This is a genomic window from Pseudoalteromonas tunicata (assembly GCF_002310815.1).
GTDB classification, from domain to species: Bacteria; Pseudomonadota; Gammaproteobacteria; order Enterobacterales; family Alteromonadaceae; genus Pseudoalteromonas; species Pseudoalteromonas tunicata.
Genome location: NZ_CP011033.1, coordinates 319,814 through 338,650, shown reverse-complemented (window position 1 = coordinate 338,650; position 18,837 = coordinate 319,814). Strand labels below are relative to the sequence as shown.

The following is an 18,837-nucleotide window of genomic DNA, read 5'->3' as shown; positions in this document are numbered from 1 at the left end:
CCACCGTCTGGCGCAGCAATGCGTTACTTTCAATAATGCCTAAAAGAGAACAAACAAAATGAAGTTATTGCTCCCCTCAATGACCTGTAAAAAAACGCCACTGGCTTTATGTATTGCCAGCTTGCTAATGACACCTACTTTAAGTGCTAATACCTTAGTGGGCACCATTAGTGATCAGCAACAAAAAGCGCGTTTTGAAGGTGCAAAACTTGAGTTGCTTGAACTTAGAAAATCAACCATTAGTGGTCGTGATGGTGCGTATCGTTTTAACCAATTGCCTGCTGGCACCTATACCTTGAAGGTCAGCTATTTAGGTGCAGCTCCTTTTACGACGCAGATTACCATCTCAGATAATCAGGTCACGCAACAACCCATTACTTTACAAAATAAATCCAATACCATGGATGATATTTTGGTATTAGGTCAACGGGCTGGCCAAATGGGTGCCCTAAACCGTCAAAAAAATGCAGCGAATATCAAGGCTATTGTCAGCAGTGACAGTATTGGCCAGCTGCCAGATAAAAATGCAGCTGAAGCGCTACAACGTTTACCTGGAATGTTTATTGCCCGCGACCAAGGTGAAGGCCGCTTTGTTGGGATCAGAGGCATCGATCCGAACCTCAATAATGTGAGTATAAACGGCGTCAATGTGCCTTCTCCTGAAGCTGGAGTACGCAGCGTAGCCATGGATGTGCTCCCAAGTGAACTCATTCAAAGTTTAGAAGTCAGTAAAACCGTCACAGCCGATATGGACGCCAGTGCAGTGGGTGGTTCAATTGAAGTAAAAAGTTTATCTGCCTTCGATCGCCAAGCTCAAAGCTATAGCTTAACCGTACAAGGCTCACACAATCAGCAAGTTGATAAAACCAGCCCTAAACTATCTGCCAGTTTTAGTGATATATATGAGCTCAATAATCACTATACCTTAGGACTTGCAACCGCAGTGTCGTGGTTTAAACGTGACTTTGGCTCCTTAAATATGGAAACTGATGGCGGTTGGGGTGAGTTCGAAGCCGAAGATAGCCTAAGTGGTGATGATATTGCGTACTTTGGCGCAGAAGAAATAGAGCAGCGCCATTATCTGATCACTCGAGAGCGTTTAGGTGCAGCGCTCAATCTTGATTTACATTCAGCCACTAACGATAAGTATTATTTACGTACCCTTTGGAGTGATTTTTCCGATGATGAATATCGCTTACGAAATGAATACAAATTTGCCAAAGGGACTATCGTCAGTTCAGGTTTAACCGATATGTCGGCCCAGTTTATTGATGCGAAAATGGACCGTGATACCAAAGATAGATACGAAGTACAGCAGATTTTGTCGGTAGTTGGCGGAGCTGAAATTCAGTTAACTGATTGGTTTTTAGAATATAACCTTGGATATTCAAAATCGAATGAAAAAGAAGATAATCGCTTAGATGTCAGCTTTGCAGGTAAAGGACTTGATTTAGGCTACCAAGTTGGCACTTTACCTCGCTTAAACCAATCTGCATCCGCTGGAGAACTTAAAAACTTTGAACTTGATGAAGTTCTATTGGCCAATAATTTAAGCGAAGATAAAGCCCTCAGTACTCAAATTGATTTAAGCAAAGAGTTTGTATGGCAAGGTTATAACAGCCAACTAAAATTTGGTGCCAAATACAGCCGCCGTGAAAAAATTAACAAGGTAGATACCGTTATTTATGATGGCGGCTTTGACGATATCACCGCTGCACAATTTAGTGCTGCAGTGCCAAATTACAGCTTAGGTGCATTTGGACCTGGACTCAATCGCCAACAATTACGTGACTATGTCAAAGCCAACAGCACCCAATTTGATATTAATCAAAACGATACCGATATCGAAAGTTTGGGCCAAAGTTATCGCTCTGAAGAAGATATTTTAGCGGCTTACATCATGCTAAGCCTTGATATTGACCAACTCGATATCATTACTGGAATGCGTTATGAAGGCACACAATTTAGCACCAAAGGCCATAAGGTCGAGTTAGTTGTTGATGACGTCAATGACTCACAAACTGTTAATATCACTCCTTGGCAAGTCAATAAAGATTACAACTACTTATTGCCAAGCCTCAATCTACGTTATCAACATTCGGATAAGTTAATTAGCCGTTTTGCTGCCACACAAACTATCGCCAGACCGACGTTTTCAGATTCAGCCGCATATGCGCTGATTGAAACACAAAGCATTGAAAAAAATGGCAAAATTACGACAGTGCGACAAGCTGAAGTGGGTAATCCAGAACTGGACCCATATAAATCGATTAATCTTGACCTATCACTTGAGTATTATCCAAGCAAAGTGGGTGTCTTATCTGCCGGGCTCTTTTATAAAGATATCGACAATTTTATTAGCCAACAAGAAGTACAAGATAACGGCCAATGGCAAGGATTCAAACAGGTGATGCAAGCTGTTAATGGCGGCAGTGCCGCATTAACAGGTCTTGAGCTTGCGTGGCATAAACAATTTGATTCTGGCTTTATGTTTGCCAGCAACGCAACCTTAATTGATGCCGATGCAGCCTTGCCCAACCAGTCTGATACCGTCGCCAACCTCATGCTAGGATTTGAAAATAGCGCAGTGAGTACACGGTTAAGCGTATCGTATCAAAGTGAAAGCTATCAATTTACCGAAAACAGCCGCCGCGTAATGCAAGCAAGCCATACCCAACTTGATTTTAGTGCTAAATACTACTTTAACGAGCGCGCTCAAGTTTATTTTAATGCGACCAACCTCACAGATGAGCCGTTTTATCTTTATCACGGTACAGCCTCAAACAACTATCAATACGAAGAATACGGCCGCTCATTTGAGTTGGGACTGACCATTACTTCTCTTTAATATTAAGGACCTAGCAATGAAAATTGCTAGGTATATTTATGAATAAAAAAACAATTTTTATCTCTATAAGTTTACTTGCTTTAGCTTTAAGTGCATGCAGCCATCAAGTGACACATTTAGCACCGCAAGCGAGCAACAATCTTGCCTTTTTAGCTTTTGGTGATGGTGGTTATCATGTGGATTACCCAAAGACAAAACATATCGAAAAACCACTTGCACCCGATAAATTTATTGCCAAAGCGCTACGCGACTGGCTTGAAGATCATCGTCCAATAGCTGAGTTTGACCATGCCCCTTTGTATGTTTATCCAGGTACTAATATCACCACAGAGCAAGGTGGCGCAGAAGCGGTAGGTTTAGCGATGACGACATTGTGTCAACAAAAACCCTGCGATTTTGCCATTCAACTAGGCGATAACATTTATCCTGATGGTGCCGATGCCAACGATGGCAAAGACGATACCAAGCGCATGAATGATTTAATATTAGCTCCGCTGAGCCCTTTGTTTGCAGCTCAACCAGCGCTTAAGGTTTACTCGGCACTTGGGAATCACGATTGGAAAACATCTCGTGTCGGCGTTGCTAAACAAATTGCTTGGATGGAACAGCAACCCCATTTTCAACTTGATAAACAAGGCTACTACAGCTATCGCCAAGGCACACCAGGCAATGAGGTTGAGTTTTTTGTCCTTGATACCAACTTACTATTGTCAGGGCAGCACTTTTACAACCTTCCCCTTTTACCTGATGGTCGTGAACAAAGTTTGGCACAAGCAAAGGCAAATAATTTAGCTGAAGTAGAAACACATGAAAAGCATGAGGTTCCTTTAGCTGGTGAGGATATTAAACAGCTAAATTGGCTCAAAGAAGGCTTAAAAAACTCTACCGCAAAATGGAAAATTGTTTACGGTCATCATATTTTATGGTCGATTGGAGGCTCAAAATACGCAGAGGGACATGTACTAAAAGAGTTGTTATTACCTAGTTTATGCCAATATGCTGATGCGTATATTGCCGGACATGAACATGATTTAGAGTTATTAACCGATGATTGTTCAGTGGCAGTACCCGATAAAAAACTGGCTAAACTTCCCCTTATCATTAGTGGCGCGGCGGCCAAAATGCGGGGTAAACACACCCCATTTGCAAAACAACAAGCGCTACGCTACCCACAATACAACTTACTTTGGTCTAAAAGTTTTACTTGGGGATTTGCTCATATCGAAGTTGATAATCAAACCGATGAATTAATCGTTAATTTCTATTCAACACCAAAAGATGCGTCAGGTGAGTTAATAACTGAACCGAGCTTTCGCTTTCCACATCGCTCTTTTTAAAACGATAACCCCCTTTATGCTCCGACTGCAACAAGGGGGAAATGCCTTGGTAATTAATGTGATAATTATCAGCAAAATAACAACCGAATAAAGAAAATGATTCTCATTTAAATAAAAGTACGTTATGGTTAACTTAATTGAGAATCATTATCAACTGGTGTTTTATGCAATCACAGCTTTCGAGTTCACTTCAAGTCCACCAGCAGCTGTTACTTGATTGGCAAGAATTAGTTCAAAGCGCAAATCATGCTTTTATCGCTTGCCAATACGATGTTGCACTAGCAAGTTATCAAGCCGCAGAATTAACCTGCGCCAATCAAATGAGCATGTTATTGAGTAATAAACTCGATGATGTCAGTATTAATCACTTCGCCCAGTGTGCTGCAGCTTGGGTTGTTACTATGCACAATATAGCCGATTGTCTAACAGCAAAAAATCTATTAGCACAAGCATCGCTTCAGCTTTATCATGCTTATGAAGCAATGACTCGTCTTACGCTACATCGTAATAGTGATATCGCCAAAATTGCCACCCGACAAAGCCATCGCTGTTATCAACAATGGCTACAACATGGCGTAACCAGTGAGGCCGCTTTATCCGATTCTCCATTAGCTAGCCGTGTTTTACATTAGTTTTGGCTTCTTAACTGGCAAAACTAATTTATAGCTATGATGTATTTTATCCCCAATCCTGCTTAGCTTTACCCTTGAAACTAAACGCAAATAGGCAGCCAAGCTGCCTATTTTTATCAAAGCGTTTTACAGTTAAGCACGATAGCTTACATGTTGATAAAAACGAATGGTCACATTTTGTTGATCTGCAGGGATTTGAAACTTATCAGCCACACTTCGCATCGCAGCTTCTACACTGTTCATAAACTTACCAAAACCAATGTCATTTTTATCTTCATCGCCTGCGGCAAGAATAAAATAAACCGTTTGGACTAATTTATCCTCTTGCCAAAAACCGTAATACTGAGTGTCATGATTAGCAGGATCAAAGCTAATTTTTTGCAGTTCGCTATTTTGCGCATTGTTATCAACTTGGCTATTACGCACCAAAGGAATGCGATCATTGGCAACCATAGCAATGCGCTGTAATTTCCTTGTGCCACAGGCCGTTAAAAATGTATCTTCTAAATAACGGTATAAATTGGCATACCCTTGCTCACCTTGCGGTAAAAATTGCGTTTTAATCGCCCGAGTTAATGGAATGCTTACTGTGGCATAGGTCATTTCACTGTGCTCTGCAGGCAATGGACACTCTCGAGTCTGATAACGCGGTGTTAAGCTTCGTAATTTGTAACCATAACTCTCTTTATTGCCTTTGGCATTAGCAAATAAATCGTAGGTTAAATGTTGGTGATCACGCACTTTAATCGATTGAATTGATTCAGGTAACGTAGTTTTAAATTCTTTAATCACCGCCGCAACACGACGATGAAATTGCGCTGCGTTGGCCCGAAGTTCATCACCGGTAGCCAAAAAGACGATACGAATTTTTTTAGCCACATAGTCGGCATCTTCAATACACATGTGAGATTCATGATATTTTGGATTATAAAAAAACATCACTTGTTTTTTAGTTTGCAAACAATACGACTCTTCATGAAAACGCACGATTGGCAGTTTATCGTTAGCGATTAAATGTACGTTATGGAGTTCACGTTCTTCACAAAGAGTAAATAAATGTTCACTAATTTTTTGGTATGCTTGTGCAGGGCTTAAAAATTGCTGATAAAACAGATCATCCAATTTAAACTCAGCCAAAATATATTGATTTGAACGCGCATTACTTGGGATATAAACACGATGCTGACTTTGTGAGGCCATTTACTTATTCCTTTAATCTAGAACTAATGAAGTACAGTTAAGTTGCGGGCAGTGTAAAAGGAATTGGTGACGCATTTATTGCGCTAGAACAAACTTCGGGCCAAAAACATGAAATGATTGCTGCAGCACTAACGATTAGAAATTTGTTTCAGCGTAGAATAAATACAACCACAAAACACGCTAACAAAACAAAGCAACAAGGTTCCCGTATGTGCGCTTGGTAAGTAGGTGGCGATGTTAGCACCAAGGTGATACGAAAAGCTGTTTACACTTTCAAGTTGTGCGTAGGTTGCTTTAGTGTACAAAAAAGTATCAACAAAAGAGTAAATGACGAACGCCAAAGGTAACAATACAAACAATAATAGTGGGAGTTTACTCACACTCCATTTAAACACATTCAGCATATTCTGGGACCTATCAGGCACGTTCAATTGGCTTTAATATCACCCATCTAAACGAGGGAGATAACATGCACCCGATCCTAACAAAATTTTGCTGTACCATAAATAAAAACTCTATTCTGTAACCCTTATTATGGCGCAATACCTAAATCATCTAAACGGACTAAAATGGCCATTTTTTGTGCCCGTTTAATTACTTGCCAATGGCAACCTTGTTATGCACTAGCATGGCATACAGTAAATTTAAGCTCACAGTATGACCTGCTGATTTTAATTGTTCGTACAACAAAAAAGGGTCGACCTGGATAAATTCGGCCACAGAACTGATGCCAATTTGCACCAGCAGCAGCTCGCTTTTATCGTCTAGCCCAGCTTATATCAGCTTTGCCATCTGGTACATCTGTTACAAAATTACAGCAAAAGCCTTTATTGATGCGCATTAAGCCATTGCTCAAAGGCTGATTGGGGCAATGCACCCGCCTGCTCGGCAACAATTTTCCCTTGTTTAATAATCTTCAAGGTTGGAATTGAACGGATATTAAACTGCGCCGCTAATGTTTGCTGTTGTTCGGTATTAATTTTACCAAAACGAAACTGAGTGTGTTTACGACTCGCAACTTGATTAAAAATAGGTGCAAACTGTTGGCATGGGCCGCACCAGCTGGCCCAAAAATCAACCACCAAAGGCAGTTCAGATTTTTGACTGTGTACAATAAAGTTATCGCTCGTTAATTCAAGTACCTGCCCTGATAATAAAAGCGTTTTACATTTGCCACATTTAGGCTGTTCAGTCAGCTTTTCATCTGGTACTCGGTTTAACCCATTACACTGTGGGCACGCAATAATCATAAAACCTCCAAAGGTCGTTTTAACACGCTAAAAGCCAAAGCTAGGCTAAATTTATCACAAGGTTAACCCTAAAATTGAGCGGCAATCACCAGGCTCAAAATAATCATATTCTTGCTCAATTTCAGTAAAACCAAATTGTTGATATAACGCTAATGCAGCTAAATTATCTGGGCTCACGGTCAGTAATAAACGCTGAAAGTCTGTTGCATGATCAATAGCATGCTGAATCAATTGTTTCGCTAATCCTTGCCCTCTGGCGTGCTCACTTACAGCCAAGGATAAAATCCAACCATCACCTTTAGTTTCACTTGAGGGTACCAGTAATAAATACGCAATAACGTCATCCTCTTGTTTTATCACCCAAAAATGATTACGCCAACAATCAAAGGCTTGACGCAAAAAAAAAGCAGGATACCCCTCGCCTGTAAACGAGACTTGGTCGAGCTGATAAATAAACGGAAGGTCAGCTTTAACAGCGGGTGAAATTACAATATTGCTTGTCATTAGTTCCTCCTGACAATTCAAAATAACCCAAATAATTAAGGCCTTGTTGACCTTTAGTATAGGTTTTTGTTTTAGTATTTAGCCAAAGCGCAGCCGACCTAGTGTCGTGCTCAACATAAATCGGTATCAACGCAGTAGAAATGCCAAACAGCCACAGTACTTCGGGTTCACCTATACGCTTGTTGCTCTTTGTTGCCTACACAGCGGTAGATAAGGAGCGAGAGCAAGAGGCGGTAGCTTTGCTCAATATTGATTTAGAATGACTAAATTACATACCGAGCAAAGCTAGCAAAAGACGTAAAGATGAGCCCGCCTTAAACTAATGCGATAAAGATACAACCCATCTACTGTGACTTTAACCCTACAAATAAGCAATTTAATAAAGCAACCAAATCACCTTGTTAATATTGGCGCGAACATAACAAAGTTGGCAATTGGATTCAATCTAACCGAAACAAATAATTGATAAATATAAATAAAAACGGCAGAGAACTCTCTGCCGTTTTTATTTAACTGGACCAAGCTAATCTAATTATCGTTTTTGTCATCGCTTGATAAATCGGTCACTGTTACTGAGCTACCTGTTTGAGTTTTCTTATCTTGAATTTTGCGAAGCATGTCAGCTTGTTCTGCACTAAAACGGCCAAATGAAATAGTTCGAGAAGCAACTTGATCAGATATCAAAGCCAAATTAAACGCAGATACCCCACCACCTGAGCCATCTCGTGAGCTATCGGTTGAGTTTGCTGACGCAGAATCGAGGATTGCTGCGCTATTATTGTTAGCAGAAGTACCATAACTGCGCATTGAGCCATAGACATCAGTAATGCTCCAATCCTCCATATCTGCCGTAATACGTTTAGCGCTCAACAGATAGGTTTTCATTTCACCTTTTAAATACAGTGATAAATGCTTCACTAAATCTTCTTTAAAGTTTGGGAAATATTTAGCGTGTTGTTCATAAAACTGGCTAACACGTACCTTATTTTTTCCATGGCGAAACACGCCTCGGTTGGAATTAATAAATTCGGTGGCATTTCGTTCTAATTGAAGGTCAACTTTGTCGCCAGTATAAGCTTCGGTACGAATATTTGGACTGCCGATATTACCTTGATATAAGCCATAAATAACAGTTGGTTTATCACCGAATTTTTCAAATAAAATTTCATCTTGAATTTGTTTCAGTGATAATTTATGGCCCGCAACCGTCAATAATTTCTCGTTCAAAAATGAATCTTCATCGGTTAATTCATCTTCTAGCTTGGCAATCGGATACCGATTAATTAGCTGTTCAAGCACAGTTACATTATAGAGGTTTAACCAATAAGCTAGTTGCTCTTTGCGTTTTAGCTCTTTTAACGGTAACTCGGTTGGCAATTGCTCAAGAGATTGCCTGATTTTTGTAAATACACTTTTTAGCTCATCGGTTTTAAAAGCTTCAAAATAAAAGCGATTCGCTTCTAAACCAGTGTGTTTATTACGGCTGGCTTTTAACTTTGTGCCAATGTTCGCTCGGTTAGTGCTCATGCTATCGCGATTTGATAAGCCCGTATCAAGCACCATAAGATCTAATACATTGTTAAGGTCATCATAAGAAATTTTGTATTTTGAATTCCAAGTTTCACCTTGGAATTCTGGTGCTAGTTTAGTTTCATCAGCTAACACTAAAGTAGGTGTAAGGAATAAGGTGGCAAGCAGGATATATTTTTTCATTTTAATTCGTCCATGGTTATACACCTGAATCAAAGTACAACCCGCTCATTTAACAGTCAAGTGTTAATTGAATGTTTACAGCCGCTTAACCCACGCACAAATTACATATAACCACATGAAATATATTTAAATAAAATGATATGTTACTTTTTAGTTATTAAATTATTGCCATTTAATCCCTCAAAAAAATAACTCATGTCAGTCGACAACTTTTTTGCATTGTGTAAATTATCCGAGTTAATGAGCATATGAATTTACAGTGACCCTCAATTAAATAATGCTTGTTGTCACAAAATCGATTGCTTTCAGAGCTCCTCAGATGAACTAACAGCTTTGAAAAACAAGGCGCAGACAGCGCCTTTGTTATTTCGTTATCCCACCAATTTACGCTAAGGCTTAAGCCACACCATGCATCATTTTTTTCAAGAGCGGTGTCAGTAGCAAATAGACCAAAGCAAGTCCTATCCCAATTTGCGCCGAAAACCAAAAAAGGTCTTGGTATTTAGCTAAGGCAGCAGCAGAGTCAGTTATAACTCCGGCATCAGTTTCAATCGCTGCGAGTTTATTAAGTTCGGCTGATAAAATTTCAGCATACGAAGTGCCTAAAAACCACGCTCCCATCATCACACTCACCACTTTACTCACCGATAATTGTGTCACGGCAGCCAAGCTTATCGGTGATAAAATTAACTCGCCTATCTCAAGCACCAAATACGCCAGTACTAAATACCAAACACTAATTAAACCATTAGGCATAGGTGAATTGGTCGCCCAAACTAATACTAAAAATGACAAACCAGCAAATAATAAACCCAGAGCCATTTTTAACGGTTTACTTGGGTTTAAGTTTCGTTTTGCTAAAAATGGCCACAGCCAGGCAAAAAATGGTGAGAGTAACAAAATAAACATCGCACCAATGGCCGTAAGCTGACCTGCGGTCCACTCTACGCCTAATAACGTACGATCCATCACTCTATCAGATAACGATACCCACGAGCCATAGGTTTGCTCATAAAGACTAAAAAACAGCAATCCTGCAATAATAAAGGCGATGAGTGCCCCCATTTGGTGGCGCTCAACGGTGGTACAGCGCTTGGCCATAAACCAAAAAATCCCACTTAATAAAATGATAGTAGTGAGATGTAAAAACCAAATCACAGGTGAAACCGCAGGGAGCCAACTGACTAATTGAGTTGAAATAGAGTGAGTTTGAATTAAGCCCCAAACAACAAATAAACCACAAAATGCGCCAAAGTAAATCCACTGTTCAATAGACAAAATAAATACTTGTTGTTTTAACTTCGCAGGAACCGGTGGTTCACCATGTCCTTGTAAATGTTTTTGCCCCGTAATGAAAATAACCAATCCAGCCAACATACCAATACCCGCCAAACCAAAACCATATTTCCAACCATATGTTTCGCCAAGGTAAGCACAGATCAATGGCGCTAAAAATGCGCCTGCATTAATTCCCATATAAAACAACGTAAAACCAGAATCGCGGCGCGGATCATTCTCAGGATACAAGCGCCCGACTATGGTTGAAATATTCGGTTTTAAAAACCCAACTCCCATAATGATGAGCGAGAGTGAAAAATAAAAATATTGCAAGGCGGTTTCATCTCGCATGATGTTACCGTCTACCAACGCAGCTTGATGCCCTTCAAACGCCATACCCGCATGACCAAGCACTAATAAAGTCGCGCCAAAAATAACCGCTTTTCGAGTACCAAGGTAACGGTCTGCCAATAATCCTCCAATCACCGGAATGGCGTATACCATAGCACCATAGGCACCCAATAAGTTATAGCCATGTTCATCGGTAAATAAATGATATTTAACAAGATATAAAAATAGGAGCGCTTTCATTCCATAAAAAGAAAAACGCTCCCACATTTCGGTAAAAAAGCACACATAGAGTCCTTTGGGATGTCCCAAAAATTCAGCGTGCTGTTGCTGTGTTATTACGGCCATCTGTGTTCCTGCATTAGGCTGTTATTATTATGATTCTCCATGCTATCGCGTTGATTAATAATTGACTACTGCTGATTACGACCATTAACATATCTAATGTACTAAATAATCTTAATATATAAAAAAACAGCAGCGTTAATCTGCTGTTTTGATTTAAAATTTTCCTCGTAGTCTCGATTAATGATTAGCTAATAACGCCTGCTGACGTTCGCTAAGGTGCGCTTTAAGTCCTGGATGTTCTGTAAGTAGCAGTGTTAGCACTACTTTTGCCTGCTTTATCTCTCCTTTATCAAGTAATTCATCGACCTCAATTAAACGCGATTCAAATATTGGAGTTGCAAGCATTTTCGGCGTTGTTGGCTGCGCACCTTGACGCTCGGCAAGGCTTCCTTTGGCTTGCTCCTTGCGCTGTTGAATATCAACGCTATGTAATGGACTCATTACTTGAGCTGCATTTTTTATCGCCGCTGCACTAGGCTGTATGCTATCGGCTTCAAATTCTTTTGCCCGAAGTAAAACAGGAGTTTGTTGTTCGAACTCTCTCGAGGGTTTACCTTCAATGCTTATTGATTGTGATTGAACAGGTGAGATCTCAAGTTGTTGCTGGATACTACTTTGCGACTCAAAATGATATTGATCACTATTTTGCCAATAGATCAATGCCACTAAACAAACCGATGCTGCGGTTGAAAGCGACCACAACCAATGCGTGCCTCGACGATTCGCTTGATGAGTAATGGAAACTACATTTTTACTTTGCAGCTCAGTAACGCCAGCGTTCATAACATTTAAATTGTTTGATATTGCTGTATCAGATGTTTCACAACTTTGTTTTGCTCGCAATAAAATAGCTGCATCTAGGGTTTTATTTGGCATTTCATCCGCACCACGGTGATATAGTGCCACTAACTCATCTTCAGTTAATTTATTAGCCATGGTTGTCTCCTAATTTGGCCTGCATGCAATATTTGAGTTTATTTAATGCATAACGCAGCCTACTTTTAATGCTTTGCTCTTGCTCACCCACCACCTCTGCAATGGCATATAAACTCAGTCCAGCTTCATGTTTGAGTAAAAAAGCTTCTTGCTGGGGCTGCGGTAATTGCTGCAAACAGTGTTTTAACAGCATGAGCTGTTTTGTTGTATCGATGGCTTGCTCATTATCAACCAAATCACTCTCTGCATGGTTGTGTGATCCGTCATCCTCTACCACATATTTATGAGCTGTAGCGCTTCGACGAAAATGATCGATGAGTGCATTACGAGCCAGGTGATACAACCAAGTATTAAATTGTGCACTTGCTTGATAGGTGAGGCGCGCAGCAATGACCTTGTGCCATACATCCTGATAAATCTCTTCTGCTATCTGTGGCTCAGTGCTCTGGCGCAGCAAATAACGGTATAAACTATTTTTATGGCGTAAATACAATTGCTCAAAGGCACTGGCATCACCTGAGCCATATTTTTGCATTAAATGCTCATCACTTAATTCGTCCATCACACCCTGTTTTAACATTACCTACCCTAAGCTAACTGCTAGATATTCAAACCAAAATGGTTTATTCAAGCTCAGCTGCTGTTCTGAGCAATTGAATAAACTCATTTCGATAACCAAATGGGTCGTCCCCTTTATTCGCCACAGCAACATCAATTAGCTGTTGATACTGCCAAAGCCCTGTGTATTTTTCACCTTTAAGTTTATCGGCAAAACCTGCCACCGTTGCCGCAAATTGAAAATCTTGACTGGCTTGAGCAAATTGCGATTGTGTTTCACTGGCAAAAATTGCTTGGCTCATTAACTTGCTGACATCACTGTTTGGCGCTTTATAACGTAATTTCACGTAGGCTAGTTCATCTTGCGCGCTTGAGAAATTAGAGTTTGTCGGCATTTGCTGAGGCGTTTGATAACGTAAGTCGTCAATCTGCTTAGCTGGTGAATTCGCAAGTGTAATTTCATACAGCGCCGTCACCGTATGACCGGCTCCAAGCTCACCAGCGTCAACCGTATCATTATTAAAATCTTCTTGTTTTAAAAGGCGATTTTGGTAACCAATCAGGCGATACTCAGCCACTTGTGCAGGATTAAACTCTACTTGAATTTTGACATCTTTAGCAATAATTTGCATTGTGCTGCTCAGCTCATCAACCAAGACTTTACGCGCTTCATTAATGGTATCAATGTAAGCATGCTGACCATTGCCTATATTTGCTAATTGCTCCATTAAACCATCATTGTAATTACCTTGACCAAACCCCAAAGTGGTCAAGGCTATGCCTGTTTTACGTTTATTGGCAATGAGCTTTTTTAGCGCGTCAACCGAGCTCATGCCAACATTAAAATCACCATCGGTGGCTAAAATAACACGATTAATCCCTTCTTTTTTGAAGTTTTGGCTAGCAATTTGATAAGCAAGCTCAATCCCTTGAGCGCCGTTTGTTGAGCCTCCTGCTGATAAATTATTCAGCGCATTGCTAATTACTTGATATTCATTTCCTTTTGTTGCGGGTAATACTAAACCTGCAGCGCCAGCATAAACCACAATGGCAACCGAGTCGTTTTCATCTAACTGTTTGGTTAACATGGTTAAACTACTTTTGAGCAGCGGTAATTTATCGGGTGCATTCATCGAGCCTGACACATCTAGCAAAAAAACTAAATTAGCCGCTTTTAACTCTGCTTTTTCAATGTCGAACCCCTTAATGCCTATTTTCAGTAATTGGCGCTGGTTATTCCAAGGTGCCGGAGCGACTTCAGTATGCACATTAAATGGTGTCTCTAAAGACTTTGGTGCACTGTAATGGTAATCAAAGTAGTTAATAAAGGCTTCTTCGCGCACTGCGTCTGCTGGCGGTCGCTTTCCCATTTTTATCATCCGTCGGCTATTACTGTAACTGCCAGTATCAACATCGATTGAAAACGTAGAAACAGGTTCAAGCATGACTTGTTTTACTGGGTTTTGTTCATTTTTAAGGTAGTTTTCTCGCGCTTGTTCATTTTCAAACTGTGGGGGCATGGGTTTAGGTGGCAAAATAGGTGGCATTGGCATCGGTGGATAAACCGCACCAATCCGATGGCGCACTTGCTGCATTTGTGCAGGCGCGAGGCTTTCATGGTTTAATCCCGCGACATTCTCAATACGAGGATGATTAAACCTAATCTCATTCTCTTGTGACGATTTGCTTTTTGTTTGCACTTCTGCGGAAGTATTTGTCTGTGTTTGTGCTTCTCTTTGTGTGTTTTTTTGCTCTATAACAGCAGCCTGCTCATCACTTTGAGCCGAAGTATTTTGCTGCTGCCCCTGACAGCCAGCTAATAAGCTGATGATAGTCAGCGTTAGAATTGACCCATGCATTTTTTCGCTGTTATAACTTGTAAGTTGAATCATTTTTTTGACCTTTTAATGAGATAATAAGCATTTCTAACTCTATAAACGCACGTCTTGCCAAAATGGGGTTAAAATTTTTCAATTAACTAAAATACACAGCTTAATACTTTATTTTGTAGCAATACCTTTCTAATTTAGTCTTTGTTCCTTTTTTTTATCTTACAGCTTATTACCTAAACTTGAATTAAAATCGAGCTACGCTAGGCTTGCTGTAGGAATGAAATTCATTCATATCGATTAGTTTAGTTGGGCCAAAATAAAAACGATGCTCACATAAGGATAGCGATGCAAGGAAGCCTCAAACCCAAACTGCCAATCGGCGAATTTGACGCAATCAAATTTAAAGATAAGCTCACCACCGCAATGTTGTTACAAATGGCATTGCGCCTTACCTTAATTGTCGTATTAGTTTCAGGCGCGACTTATTGGCACATCACCACTATTTACGAAAACCAAGTGGTAGAAACCCTTAATAAATACATCAAAGAACGCAGTGAAAAAGAAAGTGTTATTTTTGAACTTGCCTATGATAATCATCAAGTATTTAAACAACACTTCATCGAAGCCTATAACAGCGGTATTAATATTTCAGATGACGAGTTTGGGCAACGTTTTATTAGCCATGATGATGGCACCACACGTTTACAGCCAGAAGTTTTTTATGGTTTAGCGACACCTCAAGGCGATATTATTAAGAATATTTCAGGCTTTATAGCCCCCAAAGCACCAATCAACAATCAAGCTTTTCGCAATAAACTCAATATTTCTTACCATTTACTTGCCCAATATGGTCCTGCTTGGACTAATAGATTTGCCAGTGTTTATGTCACTATGCCCGAAAATGTCGCCATCCTCTATTGGCCAGATTTACCTTGGGGGCTTGATGCCGCAGCGGATCTAGACTTTAGCAAGGAACCTTGGTTTGATGTGGTGATCCCAAAAAATAATCCTGAACGAGTACCCGTTTGGACCGATTTATATTATGACCAAACAGCGCAAGATTGGATGGTCTCACTGGAAACTCCGGTTGATATTAATGGTGAAAATATTCTTAATATTGGCCACGATATTTTACTGTTAGATCTAATTGATAGGATTATTAACGACAAACTCGAAGGCACCTATAATTTTATTGTTAGTTCCCAAGGCCAATTAATTGTCCACCCAGAAATAGAAGATGCCTTAAAAAACAAACCCCATCCTGTTGCTAAAAAATTAAAAAATAACACCATACCGAGCCAAACAATTAATCTAATCACTCAACGAAATACCAACGAAACCGCTATTTTATTTGATGAGTTACAACAAGCTTGGCTCGCTGTTGCACCAATAAAAGGCCCTGATTGGTTGCTTGTGACCGTGTATCCTAAAGCATTGGTCAATGAGGCTGCACAATCAACGGCACGTTTTGTCTTAATTATTGGTTTATTGTCGTTAATTGTTGAAATGCTGATGCTCTACGTTGTCACACTGAATAAAGTTGTTAACCCGCTAAAAATGCTTGGTAAAGCATCAAGCGAAATCGGCAAAGCAAACTATCAACTGGTTGCCAGTGGTGCAATAGAGCTACCTAGCAACCGCAAAGATGAAGTGGGCATTTTAGCTAACGCATTTAAATCAATGGCGACTCGCATATTTGATTACAATACCAATCTTGAGCAAAAAGTATCTGAGCGCACATCTGAACTAGTTGAAGCTCGCAAAAAAGCTGAATCGGCCAGCAAAGCAAAATCTAATTTCCTTGCCCATATGAGCCATGAAGTACGCACGCCAATGAATGCGATTATTGGACTCAGTCAACTCATGCTTAAAACGCAGCTCAATAAACGACAGCGCGATTTTATGGAAAAGGTACTTTCCTCTTCTGATGTGCTACTCAATACATTAAACGACGTATTAGATTATTCAAAAATCGAGGCAAACAAACTTACTTTAGATTACACCCCTTTTGATATTCGAGATGTACTGCGCCGTGTCACCAACATTAGCGCTTATAAAGCACAATATAAAGGCGTTGAATTGTTGCTCGACATAGATCAGAAAGTGCCTTTTCAATGGATAGGTGATCCTATTCGATTAGGGCAAATTTTGATTAATCTTGCCAGCAATGCAGTTAAATTCACCGAACAAGGAGAAGTAATTATTCGAGTTAAGCTTCTTGAACAACACAACCAACAATCAACTCTTCGCTTTAGTGTTATCGATACGGGTATTGGAATTGAACAAGAGAGAATTAATCTTTTATTTACCCCATTTATGCAAATGGATTCGAGTATTACCCGAAAATATGGCGGCACCGGACTTGGTTTGGCTATCAGTCGCCAATTGACTGAACTGATGGGCGGGCGAATTTGGGTCGAGAGTCAACTCAATGTAGGTAGTCAATTCCATTTCACTTGTAAACTCACCCTTAATGACTCAGAAAAAACGCCGCTAATGCCATTTCATAATAGGCTCAAAGGAATGCGCGCATTAGTGGTTGACGATAATGCGATGGCCCGAGAAGTCTTAGCTGATATTTTAACTTCTTTAGGACTTGAGGTAACAACCGTGGCTGACGGCTATGCCGGTATTGATGAACTTGAAAAGGCTTGCTCAAAGCAAACACCTTATGATGTCGTATTCCTTGACTGGAATATTCCAGGCATCAATGGTGTTGAAACCGCCAGTAAAATTGAACGAAATGTCCATATTACCAAACCGGCCGCCATGCTGATGGTTACGGCTTATGATGTCGATAAGTTCGAATCTGATGCCCATAACGTCAATATCAAAAAAATCATTTCCAAACCCGTCGATGCTTCCTGTATCCATGACAACTTAGTCGAAATATTTTTTCAAGAAAAAACCTCAAGAACTTGCGCGCAAAAAAGAGAGCTTAATTTAAATAACTCACTTGATTTATCGGCGCTGCGAGATAAAAAAGTACTGATAGTAGATGACAGTATTTTAAATCGCGAAGTTGCTTCTGAATTTTTATTAGATGTTGGCATTCAAGTCTCTACCGCGAATAACGGACAACAAGCACTCGATATGATCAATCAATACCACTATGATTTAGTACTTATGGATGTACAAATGCCAGTTATGGATGGGTTAACAGCGACTAAACAATTACGTAAAAATCCATTACACAAACAACTGCCTATCATTGCGATGACCGCACATGCATCTGCCGATGATTATCGTCGCAGTTTAGATGCTGGCATGAATGATCATTTAAATAAACCAATTGACCATCAATTACTCTACCTCACTGTCACTCGATGGATTGATGCAAGTGCCACCATTAATCAATTTTCCGCAGACGCAACAATCGAATTTTCAGCTTTTGGTGACTCACAAAATAGCAATATACAAACAAAAGTAAGACAGAGCTGTCCGATCCAACTCTCTGGATTCGATACCCAAACGGGTTTAGAAAATCACCAAAACAAAATAGAGCTTTATTTAAAAATGCTACATATGTTTTTAACTGAATACAGTGATTATGAAATTGAAATACGCGCTATGTTAGCTAACCAAGATTGTGAAGCGCTAAACCGTTTTTTCCATACCATCAAATCATCGGCTGCAAGTTTAGGTGAATCAATCCTTAGCACTCAGGCAGCGCATCTTGAACAATTTACCGGTAACTTAAACTCGCAAAATCTAGCCGCTAATTTAGTCGTATTAGATGAATATTTACAGCCTTTTAAACAACAGTTTAACCATGCGCTGGCCACTCTCAATAGTTTGCCACCGAGCCGTAAACAACTCACAACGAGTATTACCGACAATGACAACGCTGAAATCCAAAAGCTCATTGAACAACTCAACCTATTTTTGGCCGATGACAATGCGGCAGCCGAACTCTTAATTTACGAATTACAAAGCACTAGTCTTAGCAATCAATACCCAGACGAAATAGATAGTATTTTATCGAGCATCCAAGATGTGGATTACCCAAGGGCAAGTAACCATTTAAAAATACTTGCAGAAAAGCTCAATTAA

At 40.0% G+C, this 18,837-nt stretch carries 13 protein-coding genes; 4 read left to right on the top strand and 9 right to left on the bottom strand.

All coding sequences use genetic code 11. The annotated features are described in order from the left end of the window. Window positions 1–58 precede the first annotated feature (58 nt). The 3 genes from PTUN_RS19100 to PTUN_RS19090 all read left to right on the top strand — a co-directional run bounded on the left by PTUN_RS19100 (window position 59) and on the right by PTUN_RS19090 (window position 4,817). A complete protein-coding gene (locus PTUN_RS19100; RefSeq protein WP_040643477.1) occupies window positions 59–2,848 on the top strand; it encodes a TonB-dependent receptor in 2,790 nt (929 codons plus the stop codon). A gap of 38 nt (window positions 2,849–2,886) precedes the next feature. Beyond that, entirely contained in the window at window positions 2,887–4,185 is a 1,299-nt protein-coding gene (locus PTUN_RS19095; RefSeq protein WP_009837090.1) for a metallophosphoesterase, read from the top strand. 164 nt (window positions 4,186–4,349) lie between these two features. Then, window positions 4,350–4,817 (top strand): hypothetical protein, encoded by a 468-nt coding sequence (locus PTUN_RS19090; RefSeq protein ID WP_009837091.1) that lies wholly within the window; start codon window positions 4,350–4,352, stop codon window positions 4,815–4,817. A 132-nt stretch (window positions 4,818–4,949) separates the two neighbouring features. On the opposite strand, the gene PTUN_RS19085 is transcribed toward PTUN_RS19090, so the two are convergent. From PTUN_RS19085 to PTUN_RS19045, 9 genes are all read right to left on the bottom strand, one after another. Further along, window positions 4,950–6,017: a DUF3083 family protein gene (locus PTUN_RS19085; protein ID WP_009837092.1), complete on the bottom strand. Its 1,068-nt coding sequence runs from the start codon at window positions 6,015–6,017 to the stop codon at window positions 4,950–4,952. Window positions 6,018–6,611: 594 nt separating this feature from the next. Next, window positions 6,612–6,764 carry a hypothetical protein gene (locus PTUN_RS21870; RefSeq protein WP_269725426.1) on the bottom strand — a complete coding sequence of 51 codons (153 nt, stop codon included), beginning with the start codon at window positions 6,762–6,764 and terminating at the stop codon, window positions 6,612–6,614. Window positions 6,765–6,844: 80 nt separating this feature from the next. After that, on the bottom strand, window positions 6,845–7,267 hold the full coding sequence (gene trxC, locus PTUN_RS19075; protein WP_009837095.1) for a thioredoxin TrxC: 423 nt from the start codon (window positions 7,265–7,267) through the stop codon (window positions 6,845–6,847). 54 nt (window positions 7,268–7,321) lie between these two features. Then, on the bottom strand, window positions 7,322–7,771 hold the full coding sequence (locus PTUN_RS19070) for a GNAT family N-acetyltransferase (RefSeq protein ID WP_009837096.1): 450 nt from the start codon (window positions 7,769–7,771) through the stop codon (window positions 7,322–7,324). 528 nt (window positions 7,772–8,299) lie between these two features. Further along, the gene (locus tag PTUN_RS19065) at window positions 8,300–9,484 is read right to left on the bottom strand and encodes a DUF547 domain-containing protein (protein ID WP_009837098.1); all 1,185 of its coding nucleotides are present in this window, start codon (window positions 9,482–9,484) and stop codon (window positions 8,300–8,302) included. A gap of 396 nt (window positions 9,485–9,880) precedes the next feature. Beyond that, window positions 9,881–11,458 (bottom strand): peptide MFS transporter, encoded by a 1,578-nt coding sequence (locus tag PTUN_RS19060; RefSeq protein ID WP_009837099.1) that lies wholly within the window; start codon window positions 11,456–11,458, stop codon window positions 9,881–9,883. Between the two features lie 177 nt (window positions 11,459–11,635). Then, a complete protein-coding gene (locus PTUN_RS19055) occupies window positions 11,636–12,394 on the bottom strand; it encodes a hypothetical protein (protein WP_009837100.1) in 759 nt (252 codons plus the stop codon). Then, window positions 12,387–12,974, bottom strand: a complete 588-nt coding sequence (locus tag PTUN_RS19050; protein ID WP_009837101.1) for a sigma-70 family RNA polymerase sigma factor — start codon at window positions 12,972–12,974, stop codon at window positions 12,387–12,389. Before PTUN_RS19050 ends, PTUN_RS19055 begins: the two co-directional genes overlap by 8 nt. A 43-nt stretch (window positions 12,975–13,017) precedes the next feature. Beyond that, a complete protein-coding gene (locus PTUN_RS19045; protein ID WP_009837102.1) occupies window positions 13,018–14,844 on the bottom strand; it encodes a vWA domain-containing protein in 1,827 nt (608 codons plus the stop codon). A gap of 285 nt (window positions 14,845–15,129) precedes the next feature. On the opposite strand from PTUN_RS19045, the gene PTUN_RS19040 reads away from it, so the two are divergent. Beyond that, window positions 15,130–18,837, top strand: a complete 3,708-nt coding sequence (locus PTUN_RS19040) for a response regulator (RefSeq protein ID WP_009837103.1) — start codon at window positions 15,130–15,132, stop codon at window positions 18,835–18,837.